Origin of the sequence: Acinetobacter sp. XH1741 (assembly GCF_041021895.1) — a bacterium.
In the GTDB taxonomy this organism is placed as follows: domain Bacteria; phylum Pseudomonadota; class Gammaproteobacteria; order Pseudomonadales; family Moraxellaceae; genus Acinetobacter.
This window is the reverse complement of record NZ_CP157428.1, coordinates 721,790-737,214: the sequence shown is the minus strand read 5'-3', so window position 1 is coordinate 737,214 and position 15,425 is coordinate 721,790. Positions and strand designations below refer to the sequence as shown.

Here is a 15,425-nt window from a genome sequence, read left to right as displayed (position 1 = left end):
ATAAATAACACATTGTTTTATATCATTAATTATTTTTATTTTTTATTTTTAACTTAAATATACCAGCACTATGCTGTGTATTTATCACCTAAGCTATTGTTTTAACATCAGAAAATTATTATGTCTTACATAGCGCATCATTGTAAAAAGCGTGTCGTTAATAGTTATAAAGGATTTATTGATAAGGAATAAATGGAACTATCTGGATTGTCTGAGTAGCCTGTCTCATGTTTTGCTTATTATCCGATTGTGTAATTCATTACCTCAAATAGTTCTACGAAGCTTTCAGCATACTTGAAAAGTTTTTATTCAAATCAGGCCGCAATATACAAAAACTTGGTTTAAAGCTTTGTTGAGGCAAGGTAAAAACCTTGGCGAGTATTGGATTAATAATTTTCGGTACTTAAAAACTAAAAATGGAAGCCTGTTAACCAGACTTCCATTTTCAAATATTAAGGAATTTATTGAGCTGATGAACTATGCATTTCAGCGTGATTCATTTGCTCAGGTGACTCCATCATCTGTTTATTCTTTTGACTAGGCATGTAGTCAGGCTCATTGTTAATTGCCCAGTAAAAAATAAGCATAAACAATAAAGCCAAGATAGAAGCCACAATAAGTAACTTCCATCCCCACCAAGATTGTTCAGGCGATAATTTATTTGTCATTTCATTTCTCTCATTAAATTAATTTATTCAGTTCATTTAATTCGTGACAGCTTATTAAAACTTCATGCTCATACGAACCCAGTAATTTCTTCCGATATTGTTGAACTGCTCTTCACTCGCAAATCCAAAGCCTGCACTACCCGCTTTGTTTAAATGCTCGGTATAAGTCTTATCTAAGACATTATCGATACCGACAGAGACATCAATATCTTTACGCAGGTTATAACTGCCATTTAAAGAAAGGGTTGAAAAACCTTTACTTGGACCTAGATCGTAACCCACGATGTTACCTTGATGTAGACTCACACTGTTTTGCTCAGCAACCGCTCGCCACAGCAAACCTAAATTATATTTATCAGCCACATAACGAATATTTAGGCGACCTTCTAAAGGTGAAATTTGAGGCAGTGGTTTGTCATCTGTAGTGTTTTTACCCCATGCATACATAGCACTCAAATCTGCCTGAATATGGTCAGTAAATTGATAGCCAATACCAGCTTCCGCTCCTGCGATAGTTGCATCGACATTCTTAGCTCCCGCAGTAATATCATGGCTCATATCATGCCCATCCATTCCCATGCTTGGGTGATGGTGATAACTCATTAAAATGTAATCATCAACTAAACCAGCATAAGCAGAAGCCCAAGTACTTAAAGCACCATGTTTTTGTTGGAAGCCCAGATCTAACTGCAATGTTTTCTCAGGCTTCACCCCGTTAAATGTATTGGTCGAGCCAGCATTTCCATGTTTAGGCGAGAAAAGCTCCCAATAATCGGGCATACGTTCCACATAACCTAAACCGATATAGCTTTTTAGATCATGCTCAGGATGTTGATTTTCCCAGCGTACAAAGGCACTCGGTAAAGTCTTGTCAAGTTTAGTATTAAAACCTTTTGCTTGGGAATCAGCACGTTCATCTTCAACTGTTACTCGATCTAAACGTACACCTGTAACTAGTTTATTGAGATCATTCCACTGGTAACCAAGCTCACCAAAAGCACCGTATGATTGAAAACGCATATCTTGACGATATGGAATATTCATAGAGGGCATATTTGGCGATGACATGCTACCGCCATGTTTATTGAATTGAGAATCTACACCTGTAATCAAACTCCACTTATTCCATTCAGAGGTCATGGCTAAGCGCGAGTTTAGTGTACGGCGCGTTACTTGCATTGCCATAGCATTCGGCATCAGCATGGTCATACCACCATGTGTCATTTCCACTAATGGCGGTGTGCGCAAGCTAAAGTTATCCATAATATGGTCGTTATAGCTGTAGTTCACCTGCCCTTCAATTTTCTTAATCACATCAGTGATATTTTTCTTTTCGAACCGTAGACCTAAGTTTTCGCGAGCAAATTGAGAGCCATCCATAGAGCGTCCAGCATAAAGCGATTCTCCATCAGATTTTCCGCCTGTGAGTTCGATCCAAGTGTCTTCATCTGGAGTAAAACCGAGTGCTACATCAGCATTCCATTTCTTCCATGCTGAAGGCACAGTATTGCCATCACCATCTTGATAACTGTTGGATTCTGAACGGTTGGCATTTAAACGGATATATTTCTTTTCATCACCAATTGCTGCTTCAACATTATGGTCAATACGCCCATAGGACCCTAATAATACACTTGCTTGCCCACGATAAGGCTTATCTGAGGTGAGCTTTTCAGGTTGACGTTCAAAAAGTACGGTTGCTGCCGACCCAGTATTAGCATATTGAACTGTTTGCGGACCTTTAATGACAGAAATACGATCATAACTTTCTGGCGAAATATAAGAAGTTGGTGCATCCATTCGGTTTGGACAGGCACCTAGATTTTCAGTTCCATCTGTCAAAATTTTGATGCGTGAACCAAACATACCTCGGAATGTCACATCACCATTGGTTCCACCACTTTTTATCGAGTTAAAACCCATAATACTTTGTAGGTAGTCTGCGCCATCAGTTGCAGGTACTGGCTGAATTGGCTGCTTTGGATCTGCATGCACAATCAAGCCATTTGTATCGTTGCCTTGTTGTGCTGTAACAACAATAGGGGCTAATGAATGAAATGATTTTGTATCGGCATCATTTTTATCCGAATCAGCAAAAGCTAAACCCGAATGAGAGACAGCAAGCATCGCAACCCATAAAGGTTGTAATAAGAATTTAGAATGTGGCATTTTTTATACGCTCTAAAACATAAATAAAGTGATATTGAAGTCAATGAAGACCCCAACAAAAAATTGCTTTTATTTATGCAAATAGAGGCGGCGCACGCCCTTGCGGGAGTAAGAAAAGTCGCTGTAGCGCAAAATAAACATGTCGAAATGCTTGTTGATAGGCGACTAAGCGAACTTGTATACGAACAAGTACTTCTTTTACACCAAATTCAGGTGGTAAAACCAAATTGGCATAGACGGTACAATATTGACACTGGTGGTTTGCATCATGGTGGTCATGATGTTCAGGTACTTGTGCCTGTTCGATATGATGTTCGTGATGTGAATGGTGCATGGCATGTGACATGGTTTCCGTCTGTGCTTTGGGTTTAAGCAAAGCACGGGTAATAGTTTCACAGACCGGAGCAATTTGATATTGCTTCGGTAATAGCGGTTGTAGAAATACCGCAATCTGCAAAAACACTGCTACACATGCGAGTAACAGACCACTACGAAAAACCAAAAATCACATCCACACTATATTGATGTTTGAAAACTTTTAACGTTTTACCGCAACTTTCTCACGCTCGCGTTGGCGAACAATCTTTTCGACTTTTTCACGGGCACGCTGGCGTTTAAGTGGCGACAAATAATCCACAAACAATTTGCCTTTTAAGTGATCCATTTCATGTTGGATACAAACAGCGAGAAGTCCGTCAGCTTCTATCTCAAATGCTTGACCTTCAAGGTTAATTGCCTCGATTTTCACACGTGACGGGCGATCAACTTTGTCGTATATTTGGGGCACTGATAGACAGCCTTCTTCGTACGGCTGCGTCTCTTCAGTCAGTGGAGTTATTTTGGGGTTAATGAAAACCAAAGGTTCATCTTTAGATTCAGACAAATCTATGACGATAAGCTGAATATGACGATCGACCTGAGAAGCTGCTAAACCAATACCTGGTGCCGCATACATGGTTTCAAGCATATCTGCTGCAAGTTGACGAATTTCATCAGTAACTTCTTCAACAGGCTTAGCAATGGTACGAAGACGGGGATCAGGAAAACTTAAAATAGGTAATAAGGCCATACTGACGTCCTCACTTATGCCATTGATTAAAAAACCAAATGAAGGAAATACTTCATCGAAAAATTGTGTGTTAGCCGCCTATTATAACGCATCTGCACGCATAATTTTTAGGAATTATCATAATGAAAAAGGTTTTTGACGGCATGGTTCAATTTCATGCTTTGGGGATAAAGAAGCATTTACTTGCTTTAGCACTCTGTACAGGGGTTGCATTTGGTACAGTAGCAGAGGTTCATGCTGCCAGCCCAAACCATAATCCTCCTTCACTTAAAAGCAATGCACCGAATGTGTACATTGTAAAACGTGGGGATACCCTATGGGATATTTCAGGACATTTTCTAAATAAACCATGGCGTTGGCCTGAAATCTGGGCAAGCAATCAACATGTAAAAAATCCGCACTGGATCTATCCAGGTGACCGATTACTGTTATGTAGCTTAGATGGACGCCCGTTAGTCGGTAAAGATGAGGGAGATGGCTGTGTAGGGATTATCCGTCGTTACACGGGTCAAACCACAAACTTGCAACCACAAGTTCGCGTCGAAGCATTAAATAATAGTGTGCCAGTTATTCCACTTGAACATATTAAACAGTGGTTAGAAAACAGTACTATTTTACCAGCCGACGCAATTACTAATACGCCTTATATTGTTGGTACAGCTGATCAACGTGTACTTGCTGCAAAAGGTCAGATGATCTATGCACGAGGAAAAGGCTTGGTTGATGGTCAACGTTATGCAGTTTATCGTGAAGGTGAACCTTACTATTTCACAGATAGCAAAGGTAAAAAGCATAGCTTAGGTATTGAGTTATTACAGGTTGCCTCAGGTATTGCAGTCTCTTCTGAAAAAGACATCACGAATCTAGAACTTACAGATAGTTATAACGCTGAAGTACGTCGCGGTGATCGTGTTATGCCTGAAGAACAAGCAACATTACCTACATTATTTTATCCAGTAGATGCCAAACAAGTGCTAGATGGCGGCAAAATTATCCGTGTAATGGGTTCAATTGGCAGAGCTGCAAAAAATAGTGTTGTGACTTTAGACCGTGGTACAGCACAAGGTGTTCAGGTAGGTCAAGTTTTTGACATTAACCAACAAGGTGAAACCATTCGTGACCCTAAAACAAAAGAAGCAATTCAACTACCGGGTCAACAAATTGGTAGTCTAATGGTTTTTAGAACTTTTGATCAGTTGAGTTATGCCTATGTTCTAGAAAGTGATTTACCTATTAAAATCGGTTCAAGCATTCAACCACCTCGTTTTAATGATTAATGCGGGTGTACCTTTTACGATGCTCACCCAACTTTCTTCACACCACTACCACACCCTTAAAGTGTGGTATTTGGTGCAGCACTCTTTAGTTAGCTTTAAAAAAATTATTGATTATTTTGGAAACTGTGAAAAAGCAACTCAACCTCATGGATTAACAGAGTGGCCCTCTCTTGGGCTACATGCTAATCATTTAAAACGTGTAAACGAGTTTCAAACCGCCCAAGGTCAGGCTCAGTTTGAACAGCTTGTGCAGCAAGTTCATCAGCATACTGACTTTATTTTGACACCCGATGACTCAGGCTACCCTACTCAATTACTACCTTATACAGATCACCCGCCGATTATTTTTGGAAAAGGCCAAGCACAAGCTTTATTACAACCTCAAATCGCGATTGTCGGTAGTCGAAAACCCAGTCCGCATGGACGTCAGGTGGCTTATGATTTTGCATATTATTTAAGTGAAAAAGGTTTTTATGTCAGTAGCGGCTTAGCTTATGGGATTGATGAAGCTGCCCATCAAGGAGCTTCAGCACATCAACGCACAATTGCAGTGACGGGAACAGGCCTAGACAGTACCTATCCAGCTCAAAATAAAAACCTTGCAGAACATATCTTGGCTCAGAACGGCGCCATCATTAGCGAGTTTTTACCGGGGACACCACCGTTACAACAGCATTTCCCACGTAGAAACCGAATTGTCAGCGGCCTAAGTTTAGGCGTATTAGTTGTAGAAGCAACTTTAAAAAGTGGCTCACTTATTACTGCTAATAAAGCTGCTGAACAAGGTAAAACCGTATTTGCAATTCCCGGCCATATTTACAGTGAGTTTCATCAAGGTTGTCACCAACTTATTCGCGAGGGAGCAATTTTAGTCGATCATCCTGAACAGATTATTGAAGATCTTGCCTTGCCAACCCAATGGCAAAGTCAGCAACAAAACCAAACTGATGAAGTTGAAGTTAATGTGAATACTCCAGAAATCCCAGAGCATTTAATTGGTCTTTATCAGTCCTTAGATTGGGTGGGACAAGATATTGACCAACTCGTGATTCAACATCATGTTCCTGTTTCTGAACTCACTTCTTCACTTATGGAACTAGAACTACTTGGTTTATGTATGCAACAATCAGGACTGTATTTACGTTGTCGTTCTTAGTATTAGGGCGCACAATAGCAATTCTGTTTGATTGAAAGGAAAGTATTACCATGATTACGACCTCAGTGACCGAAGCAGCCGAATGTTTACAACAAGGCCAAGTTTTGGCATACCCAACTGAGGCAGTCTGGGGACTAGGTTGCGATCCATTTAATGAGCAAGCTTTTCAAAAAATACTTGAGTTGAAACAGCGCCCTATTGAAAAGGGCGTCATTTTATTAGCAGGACATATTAGTCAAGTCGAGCATTTACTTACTTCTTTACCAGAAGCAACTCAACAAGAAATTATTGATGGCTGGTCTAACCATCAACCATCAGAAAGAGCGACAACTTGGCTATTACCGGCTGATCAACACATTCCTTCATGGATTAAAGGCGAACACCCTCTTGTTGCGGTACGAGTCACAACACATCCTTTATGTGTGGCTTTATGCAATGCTTTTCATGGTTTCATTGTATCGACAAGTGCTAACCCGAGTGGACAAGAGCCTGCTCATTCATTACAAGATGCCTGCCAATACTTTGGTTCACAATTAAACTATCTTAATGGTGATTTAGGGCAAAGTCAGCAGCCAAGCCGAATCATTAATGCCTTAACTGGTGAAGTCATTCGTTCGTAATTTTAGACAAAAAAAAGCTCAGTTATATAGGGATAACTGAGCATAAAAAAGGATGGGTATATACCACATCCAGAGGGTTTGGATATCTCTGGAACGAAAGAAAAATTTCTTAAAATAGCGTCTTCCGTAGTGGTCGCTATTATGTGGCAACAGTCTAAAGGAGAGAAATATATTATTTCTCTAAAAAAAGCATGAAAAGTGTAGAGATTTTGCCATTTTTAGCAGATAAATTAAAATTATATTAATATTTTTACTCGGCTTTTTTAATATTTATATTTCAACCTATTTTTATAAACTATTTATAAATCATATAGAAAAACTTTAACTAAGAAAAAACTGGCATATTTTCATTAGTTTTTTTCAAAATATGCCATGGTTTTTTCATAACTCTTAGTTTTGCTCGGGTAATAGACCTACTTTTTTAGTATTTACCTTCTTTTGTGCCATGATAATACCGACCAAAATCATAACTCCGCCTAAAGTGTGATAGATCGTCCATTGCTCAGATAACCAGATACTTGCAATAATGGCTGTGAAAACAGGTACAAGGTTCATAAAAATACTGGTTCTATTTGGCCCAAGTTGTTGTACTGCTAACATCCAAACTAACGGCGCAATTAAAGAAGCAAATACACCTGCATAAATTGCACTTGGCGCATTTTGTGCATTTAAACCATCAAGACCAAACCAGAAAATTAAAGGAAGATGGAACAGCACAGAAAACCCAATCTGAACATATAGGCTTGTCATGATTGGAAGTGGAAGCTGCCATTTTTTAAGGAAAACCCCATAAAATGCATAGAAGAACACAGCAACAATCATGAGTGCATCACCAAGATGGCCGCCAGCACTTAATAACTGGTTAATGTCGCCCTGACACATGACATATAACAAACCTGCGAAAGACAAAATACTGCCAAAAACTGCATATCTGTTAGGTACATCTTTTAAAATGGCAAGAGAAACAAAAATAGTAAAAACGGGAATGAATGCATTAACAATACCCATATTGGTTGCACTGGTATAATGGGCTGCCGTATAAGCAAGGCCTTGATAAAGCACCATTCCAAACGCACTTAGCACAGCAAGTTTAGGTAAATAGGCTTTTACCAGTTGTCTTTGTCTCCAAACTTGCAAGAACATAAATGGGGTCAAAATAATAAAGGCGATTAACCACCGATAAAAACTAATGCTGACAGGAGAGATATAATCCGAGACATAGCGGGTGACTACAATATTTAATGACCAAATCAGTACTGCCAAAATGGGAAAGATAAATGCCCATTTATGATATTTCATGACCTGACTCATAGTAATACACCTTCTACAAAAGAGATTTTATTTTGAAGAATGTCTTAATAAATTGAAATATCGTATTTCCGACATTGATATTGAACTTAGGACATCATTAATTTTTTAAAATAATGTCCAAGCTTTCATGGCATGTTCTACCACTTTATGTAATTGCTCGGTAGTCGCACCGTCTCTCGCTTGAATAGTGAGACCTTGAATGACAGTTGCATAAAAATCTGTGATTTCCTGTAGAGGAGCACCAGTAGATAAATCACCCTGCTCTACACCTTGCTCTAGACGCTTTAATAATTTCTCTTTGGTCTTTATGCGCTTATCTAATAAATTTTGCTGTACATCTTGCGTTGCGTCAGAACAATTCATAGCAGCGACAACCAACATACAACCAGCGGGTTTATTGGGTTGAACTAGTCGTTTCACATTGTCATAAAGATATAACTCAAAAGCAATTTTTGCAGTTTTAGCTTCTAAAAAGATCGTTTCAATAGGACATGCTTCATGAGCTAAATAATAGTCAATACTCTTATAAAACAAACCTGCCTTATCACCAAAAGTACTGTATAAACTCGGCGCTGTAATTTCGAGAGCCTGCGTTAAGTCACTAATAGATGTTGCCTCATAGCCATGTTCCCAAAAGAGTAACATTGCCTTCTCTAACACTTGTTGCTCATCAAAGCATTTAGGGCGTCCACGCTTCTTTTTCAGCGTGTCCTCATTAACAGCAAGATCTGTTTCATACCTATTTGTCATAAAGATCACATCTATTTTTATAACAATCGTTATTAAATTAATTGACGTTCGATTTTTTATCAACTATTTTATTTTCATAACGATCGTTATTTAATTAAAAAATTGCCTTTCTTCACTTCGAATTTAGCCAAGTCAGGATTTCTTATGGACCAATCTACTACCTCTAAAGCGCGACCCACGACCTCCACTCAAGGGAGCTGGTTTGCCATTTTGGCCGTTGCCATTGCAGCATTTGCACTAGTAACAAGTGAATTTTTACCTGTTGGTGTTTTAAATAGCGTTGCAGCTGATTTGCATATTTCTGTAGGTACAGCTGGTCTTATTATTACTGTGCCCGGCATTATGGCAGCGATTGCCGCCCCACTATTACCTGTTTCAGTAAAACAACTTGACCGTCGTTATGTTCTTATTTTACTGACTGCAATTATGGTAATTGCCAATACCATTACTGCCTTTGCTGAAAACTTCCATGTTTTGTTACTCAGCCGCCTCATTTTAGGTATCTCAATCGGTGGGTTCTGGGCAACAGCGATTGCCTTAAGCGGTAAGCTCGCACCACCACATTTACCTATTGCCAAGGCAACTGCTGTAGTCATGGCTGGTGTAACGTTTGCAACTGTACTAGGGGTCCCGATTGGAACATGGCTTAGCGAGTTTTATGGATGGCGTAGTGCTTTTGGAATTACAGCAGTAATTGGTCTGGTGGTATTGGTTCTTCAACTTATTTTCTTGCCTAAACTCATACCAGATTCGGCAATTCATATTCGTGATTTGCCTGCATTATTGCGCACACCTAAAGCACGTAGCGGTATGCTCATTGTTTTATTAATTGGTCTTGCTCACTTCTGTGCTTATAGTTACTTGGCACCTTTCTTTAAAAATATTGCAGGATTCAACGGTACAACTATTAGTTCCCTATTATTGCTCTACGGAATTGCTGGTATTTTTGGAAACGCATTTGCAGGATATAGCGGCAATTTAAATGTCCGTTACACACTCGCATTTGTTGGAACATGTTTTGCAATCGTATTTTTCGGCTTTCCAATTTTTGCTATTCATGAGTTTGGTGCTATCGTGCTGACTGCATTATGGGGCTTCGCATTTGGTGCTTTTCCTACTTCTGCCAATATTTGGATGTTTGTTCATGCGCCAAATGCAGTAGAAAAAGGTATGCCGCTCTTTGTTGGTATGTTCCAAGTCATGATTGCTACAGGTTCATTATTAGGTGGTTATGTAGTTGATCATTTCAATGAAAATACTTTAATTTATGGCGTATTAAGCTTCGTTGCTTTAGCATTAATTAGTACATTTACCTTTGCCAAAGGCTTAAATAATCCTAAAGCGACTTGTGAAAATTAAAATATTATTCAGAGTAAATAGATGAAAAATGAGGACCAGCAATTTTCCTTATTGAACGATATAGAAGTTCATGAATTTCTATATGAAAAAGAAGATATTGTTCGTCCTCATGCCTCACTTTGGGGAGATTTTAATTTTAGTTTAAATGGTATTTTGGAAATGCAGGTAGAGGAACAAATATACTTGTCTCCTCCGAGTTACGGGCTTTGGATTCCACCTCAAACTGTCCATCAATCAACAGATATTGACCATGAAATTCACTATATTTGTATTCGACTACACCCTCGCCTATGTTCTATTTTAGGGGATGTCTGTAAATGCTTTAGTATTCAGCCTTTCTTCCGAACCTTAGTTTTACAAATATTAGAACAGCAAAAACAAAATGGAAAACCGGAATATTTAGAACATCTTTTACAAGTTTTATTCGACCAATTACAACAAGCTCCTGCATATTCTCATTACTTACCACAGACGCGCCATCCGGTTTTACTGCCAATTTTGGAAAAGCTTTCAGATCCACTGCTCTTTAACCACTCTCTACAACAGTTACTTCAGAATTTTTCAGTCAGTGATCGTCATTTATTGCGTTTAAGTCAGCAAGAGTTACAACTCTCTTTATCCGAATGGCGTAATCGAGCCAAGATTGTTTATGCCCTTCATCAGATTCGCCAAGGTACGCCGATCAAGCGTTTAGCATACGACCTCGGCTATCAACACAGTTCGAGTTTTATTGAATTTTTTAAAAGGTATACAGGTCAAACACCTGTTCAAATCAGAAACAATTAGAGAACAAAGCTGCTTTTTCATATCTTTTTATTTTTTGAACACGAATATTATTGCACTACTCAAGAATAGCAGTTAAAACAAATGCGTTACTTGATATCAATTACAATCTTCAGGAAAGACTAATGACTCAATCTGTATATCACATCCCAGTAAAAGCCATTTCAGGCGAAGCGGTTGACCTTGACCAATATAAAGGTAAGGTTTTATTAATCGTAAATACAGCATCTAAGTGTGGTTTAACTCCACAATACGAAGGCTTAGAAAAGCTTTATCAAGCAAAGAAAGATCAAGGCCTTGAAATCTTAGGTTTCCCTGCAAATAACTTTAAAGAGCAAGAACCTGGTTCGGATGAAGAAATTCAGCAGTTCTGTTCATTAAACTACGATGTTCATTTCCCACTTTTCTCTAAAATTTCTGTAGCTGGTGAAGATAAGCACCCACTTTATCAAGCGCTTACAACAGCTCAACCAGAACGCGTTGGTGAAGGTCCTTTCCGCGAGCGTTTGGAAGGCTTAGGTATTCCAACTAACCCAGCACCAGAAGTTTTATGGAACTTTGAAAAATTCTTAATTAATAAAAATGGTGAAGTTGTTGCTCGTTTTGCACCAAACTTAACAGCAGACGACGAACAGATTGTAAAAGCAGTTGAAGCAGAGTTAGCTAAATAATTTTTATAGCAATTTAATAAAAGAGAGTGCTACAGCACTCTTTTTTATTGTCTGGTCAAAATGTTGTTCATTTGCAACAATACCTTATTTCTACATATTTTATGCATATAGTACGCACTTGCTTTACTTGGTATTGTTTGTAGTTATGAAAAAAGTTTTACAAGGCGCCTTATTTCCATTTGTGATTTTTGCTTCCGGTATGTTGTTACTTGGATGCGATCAGGCACAGGACCATGCTAAGGAACAAGAGTCTGCTCAAACTAATGACCAAGTATCAGAGCAAACTGATGATTCTCAACAAGAAACCCCACCTACCAAAAATAAAGCTGAGTTAAAAAGCGGTAATGTTTTTTATATTGTTCGTGACGCGGCTAACCTACAGTTAAAAACTGGTGACTATATCGAGAAGCTTAAAGACACTCAACTTGATGTTGAGCAAGCTATTCAAGATCAAGATCAGGGTGAGCTAAAAACAACTGTGGCGACCTTAAAACAGCAACTCAAAGGCTTAAATCAAGCGCTACTCTCTTTAGATATCAAAACTGAGGAAGTTGAAAGTATTCGTCAAAACTTGCTAGAAGCAAACCAACAAGCTTTAAGCATGCCTTTATTAAATGGAAAATTAGAACAAATTGATTTTGATCAAATTGAAAAGCAACTTAATACCATCCAAATGGATATGGTTAAACTCGCTGCCCTAATTATGGCAGGAGATGAAAAATCAGATTCAAAAACTGATTCTTAAGAAATCTACTTATAAAAAAAGCCACCTTAACGGTGGCTTTTTCAATCTCGAACCGCGTCTTATTGAGCGCGGTTTTTGATTTTACGGATTGTTTCAAGCTGGCCTGAGATCTCTGAAAGAGATGCCAAAGCAGCAGCCGAGTCCAAATCACTCTTTTGGTTTGCAAGCAATTGTTCAGCATGTTTACGTGCTTCTAAAATTGCAGCTTCATCCAAATTGTCAGCACGGATTGCAGTATCTGCAAGAACCGTTACCACATGAGGTTGAACTTCTAAAACACCGCCAGATACATAGACGATTTCTTCTGTACCATTTTCCAACTGAACACGAATTGGGCCCGGTTGAAGCAAAGTAACAAGTGGAGCGTGTCCTGGTAAAATACCAAGTTCACCACCTGCACCTTTCGCGATTAACATCGTTACTGCGCCAGAGTAAATTGACTCTTTAACACTTACGATATCACATTGCATAGTCGCCATGAGATGATCTCCTTAAATTAGAGTTTCTCAGCTTTAGCAATCACTTCGTCAATACCACCAACCATATAGAACGCTTGTTCTGGGATGTGATCGTATTCACCAGCTAATAGACCTTTAAAGCCACGAATCGTTTCTTTAAGTGGTACTAATTTACCAGGAGCACCAGTAAATACTTCAGCTACGTGGAATGGTTGAGAGAAGAAACGTTGGATTTTACGCGCACGGTAAACAACCAATTTATCTTCTTCTGCCAATTCATCCATACCCAAGATTGCGATGATGTCTTTAAGCTCTTTATAGCGTTGCAATACGTTTTGTACTGCGCGCGCAATTTCATAGTGCTCTTGACCAACAACTAATGGGTCTAACTGACGTGAAGTTGAGTCAAGTGGATCGATCGCTGGGTAAATACCAGAAGATGCGATGTCACGGCTCAATACTACTGTTGCATCTAAGTGAGCAAATGTAGTTGCAGGAGATGGATCTGTTAAGTCATCGGCAGGTACGTATACTGCTTGGATCGAAGTGATCGAACCAGATTTAGTAGACGTAATACGCTCTTGAAGAACACCCATTTCTTCTGCAAGTGTAGGTTGGTAACCTACCGCAGATGGCATACGACCTAACAATGCTGATACTTCAGTACCTGCAAGTGTATAACGGTAAATGTTGTCGACGAATAATAATACGTCACGACCTTTACCATTTTCGTCTTTTTGATCACGGAAGTATTCAGCCATAGTCAAACCAGTTAACGCTACGCGTAAACGGTTACCTGGTGGCTCGTTCATCTGACCGTAGACCATTGCTACTTTGTCAAGAACGTTAGAATCTTTCATTTCGTGATAGAAGTCATTACCTTCACGAGTACGCTCACCAACACCAGCAAACACAGATAAACCTGAGTGTGCTTTTGCGATGTTGTTGATCAATTCCATCATGTTAACGGTTTTACCAACACCCGCACCACCGAATAAACCAACTTTACCACCTTTTGCAAACGGGCAAAGTAAGTCAATTACTTTAATACCAGTTTCTAAAAGGTCAGTAGAAGCAGCTTGTTCAGCATAAGAAGGCGCTTGACGGTGAATCGGCAAACGTTCTTCAGTCGCAACAGGACCTGCTTCATCGATAGGACGACCTAAAACGTCCATGATACGGCCAAGCGTAGCTGGGCCCACTGGAACAGAGATCGGTGCGTTTGTGCTAGTTACATTAAGGCCACGTTTAAGGCCTTCTGTAGAACCCATTGCGATGGTACGAACAACACCATCACCAAGTTGTTGCTGAACTTCTAAAGTAGTTTCAGTACCGTCAACTTGGAGAGCGTCATAGATCTTAGGAACGCTTGTGCGCTCAAACTCGACGTCGATAACCGCGCCGATGATCTGAATGATACGACCGCTACTCATTGCTGTCTCCTCAATTCAAACTTAATAATGTTAAACGGCAGCGGCACCGCCAACGATCTCGGAAATTTCCTGAGTAATCGCGGCTTGACGCAGCTTGTTGTAAATGAGTTGTAGGTCTTTAATCAATTGTCCTGCGTTGTCTGTCGCTGCTTTCATTGCGACCATACGAGCTGACTGCTCACATGCAACGTTCTCAATCACACCTTGATAAACCATAGACTCGATATAGCGAACCAACAAACCATTTAACAATTCTTCTGCTTCTGGTTCGTAGATATAGTCCCAACCATAAGTACGGTTGAGATCATCGCCTTCTTCTGCTGGTGCTAAAGGAACAAGTTGTTCTACTTTAGGCTGCTGAGTCATTGCATTAACGAAACCATTTGATACGAGGTAGATACGATCTAATTCGCCTTTATCAAATGCATCAAGCATAACTTGCACTGAGCCAGTTAACTGTTCCAAACTCGGCGCGTCGCCAAGTTGGGTAGTTGCACCAAGCACTTTACCGCCGTAATTCTTAAAAAACGAAACCGCTTTTTGACCAATTAAAGCAAATTCAACTTCAATTGACTGCTGTTGTTGTGCTTTGACATGCTGCACAACTTTCTTGAACAAGTTAATGTTCAAGCCACCTGCCAAACCACGATCTGAAGACACTACGATATAGCCAACACGCTTAACTGGGCGGTCAACCATATAACGGTGTTTATATTCAGGGTTTGCTTGTACCAAGTGAGCAATTACACGGCGCATATTATCGGCATACGGACGGCCTTGAGCCATGCGCTCTTGCGCACGACGCATTTTAGAAGCAGCTACCATTTGCATCGCGCGAGTAATCTTTTGCGTGCTCTTGATACTAGCTACTTTGGCGCGAATTTCTTTTAAATTTGCCATACGCTTAACCTAGTATTCGAAAGCCCTTTCGAGCTTCCGAAGGTTGATCCGTGAAC

Annotated in this window: 16 protein-coding genes; 7 read left to right on the top strand and 9 right to left on the bottom strand. The window is 39.6% G+C overall.

Annotated features, from left to right (window positions below):
* Positions 1–461: 461 nt before the first annotated feature.
* The 4 genes from ABLB96_RS03585 to def all read right to left on the bottom strand — a co-directional run bounded on the left by ABLB96_RS03585 (position 462) and on the right by def (position 3,906).
* A complete protein-coding gene (locus ABLB96_RS03585) occupies positions 462–668 on the bottom strand; it encodes a hypothetical protein (protein ID WP_348896844.1) in 207 nt (68 codons plus the stop codon).
* Positions 669–722: 54 nt separating this feature from the next.
* On the bottom strand, positions 723–2,837 hold the full coding sequence (locus ABLB96_RS03580; RefSeq protein WP_348896845.1) for a TonB-dependent copper receptor: 2,115 nt from the start codon (positions 2,835–2,837) through the stop codon (positions 723–725).
* 73 nt (positions 2,838–2,910) lie between these two features.
* On the bottom strand, positions 2,911–3,339 hold the full coding sequence (locus ABLB96_RS03575) for a DUF2946 family protein (RefSeq protein ID WP_348896846.1): 429 nt from the start codon (positions 3,337–3,339) through the stop codon (positions 2,911–2,913).
* A 36-nt stretch (positions 3,340–3,375) separates the two neighbouring features.
* Positions 3,376–3,906: a peptide deformylase gene (gene def, locus ABLB96_RS03570; protein ID WP_004705924.1), complete on the bottom strand. Its 531-nt coding sequence runs from the start codon at positions 3,904–3,906 to the stop codon at positions 3,376–3,378.
* A 122-nt stretch (positions 3,907–4,028) separates the two neighbouring features.
* Here def and ABLB96_RS03565 point away from each other — a divergent pair, with 122 nt between their 5' ends.
* Genes ABLB96_RS03565 through ABLB96_RS03555 form a run of 3 tightly spaced genes read left to right on the top strand, consistent with a single transcriptional unit; the run spans position 4,029 to position 6,959 of the window.
* Positions 4,029–5,183 (top strand): LysM peptidoglycan-binding domain-containing protein, encoded by a 1,155-nt coding sequence (locus tag ABLB96_RS03565; protein WP_348896847.1) that lies wholly within the window; start codon positions 4,029–4,031, stop codon positions 5,181–5,183.
* A gap of 19 nt (positions 5,184–5,202) precedes the next feature.
* Positions 5,203–6,339 carry a DNA-processing protein DprA gene (dprA, locus tag ABLB96_RS03560; protein WP_348896917.1) on the top strand — a complete coding sequence of 379 codons (1,137 nt, stop codon included), beginning with the start codon at positions 5,203–5,205 and terminating at the stop codon, positions 6,337–6,339.
* A gap of 50 nt (positions 6,340–6,389) precedes the next feature.
* Entirely contained in the window at positions 6,390–6,959 is a 570-nt protein-coding gene (locus ABLB96_RS03555) for a Sua5/YciO/YrdC/YwlC family protein (RefSeq protein WP_348896848.1), read from the top strand.
* A gap of 390 nt (positions 6,960–7,349) precedes the next feature.
* On the opposite strand, the gene ABLB96_RS03550 is transcribed toward ABLB96_RS03555, so the two are convergent.
* Positions 7,350–8,270: a DMT family transporter gene (locus tag ABLB96_RS03550; protein WP_348896849.1), complete on the bottom strand. Its 921-nt coding sequence runs from the start codon at positions 8,268–8,270 to the stop codon at positions 7,350–7,352.
* Between the two features lie 105 nt (positions 8,271–8,375).
* Positions 8,376–9,029, bottom strand: coding sequence for a TetR/AcrR family transcriptional regulator (locus tag ABLB96_RS03545; protein WP_348896850.1), 654 nt, complete (start codon positions 9,027–9,029; stop codon positions 8,376–8,378).
* Between the two features lie 135 nt (positions 9,030–9,164).
* Between ABLB96_RS03545 and ABLB96_RS03540 the strand changes: the two genes are divergently transcribed.
* From ABLB96_RS03540 to ABLB96_RS03525, 4 genes are all read left to right on the top strand, one after another.
* Positions 9,165–10,379, top strand: a complete 1,215-nt coding sequence (locus tag ABLB96_RS03540) for an MFS transporter (RefSeq protein WP_348896851.1) — start codon at positions 9,165–9,167, stop codon at positions 10,377–10,379.
* 21 nt (positions 10,380–10,400) lie between these two features.
* Positions 10,401–11,165, top strand: coding sequence for an AraC family transcriptional regulator (locus ABLB96_RS03535; protein ID WP_348896852.1), 765 nt, complete (start codon positions 10,401–10,403; stop codon positions 11,163–11,165).
* A gap of 122 nt (positions 11,166–11,287) precedes the next feature.
* Entirely contained in the window at positions 11,288–11,833 is a 546-nt protein-coding gene (locus tag ABLB96_RS03530; protein ID WP_348896853.1) for a glutathione peroxidase, read from the top strand.
* A gap of 145 nt (positions 11,834–11,978) precedes the next feature.
* Positions 11,979–12,578 (top strand): hypothetical protein, encoded by a 600-nt coding sequence (locus ABLB96_RS03525; RefSeq protein ID WP_348896854.1) that lies wholly within the window; start codon positions 11,979–11,981, stop codon positions 12,576–12,578.
* A gap of 59 nt (positions 12,579–12,637) precedes the next feature.
* On the opposite strand, the gene ABLB96_RS03520 is transcribed toward ABLB96_RS03525, so the two are convergent.
* The 3 genes from ABLB96_RS03520 to atpG are packed head-to-tail and all read right to left on the bottom strand — an operon-like array spanning position 12,638 to position 15,369.
* Positions 12,638–13,057: a F0F1 ATP synthase subunit epsilon gene (locus ABLB96_RS03520; RefSeq protein ID WP_348896855.1), complete on the bottom strand. Its 420-nt coding sequence runs from the start codon at positions 13,055–13,057 to the stop codon at positions 12,638–12,640.
* A gap of 17 nt (positions 13,058–13,074) precedes the next feature.
* Positions 13,075–14,469, bottom strand: a complete 1,395-nt coding sequence (gene atpD, locus ABLB96_RS03515) for a F0F1 ATP synthase subunit beta (RefSeq protein ID WP_004705936.1) — start codon at positions 14,467–14,469, stop codon at positions 13,075–13,077.
* A 30-nt stretch (positions 14,470–14,499) separates the two neighbouring features.
* The gene (atpG, locus tag ABLB96_RS03510; RefSeq protein WP_002114131.1) at positions 14,500–15,369 is read right to left on the bottom strand and encodes a F0F1 ATP synthase subunit gamma; all 870 of its coding nucleotides are present in this window, start codon (positions 15,367–15,369) and stop codon (positions 14,500–14,502) included.
* Positions 15,370–15,425 lie beyond the last annotated feature (56 nt).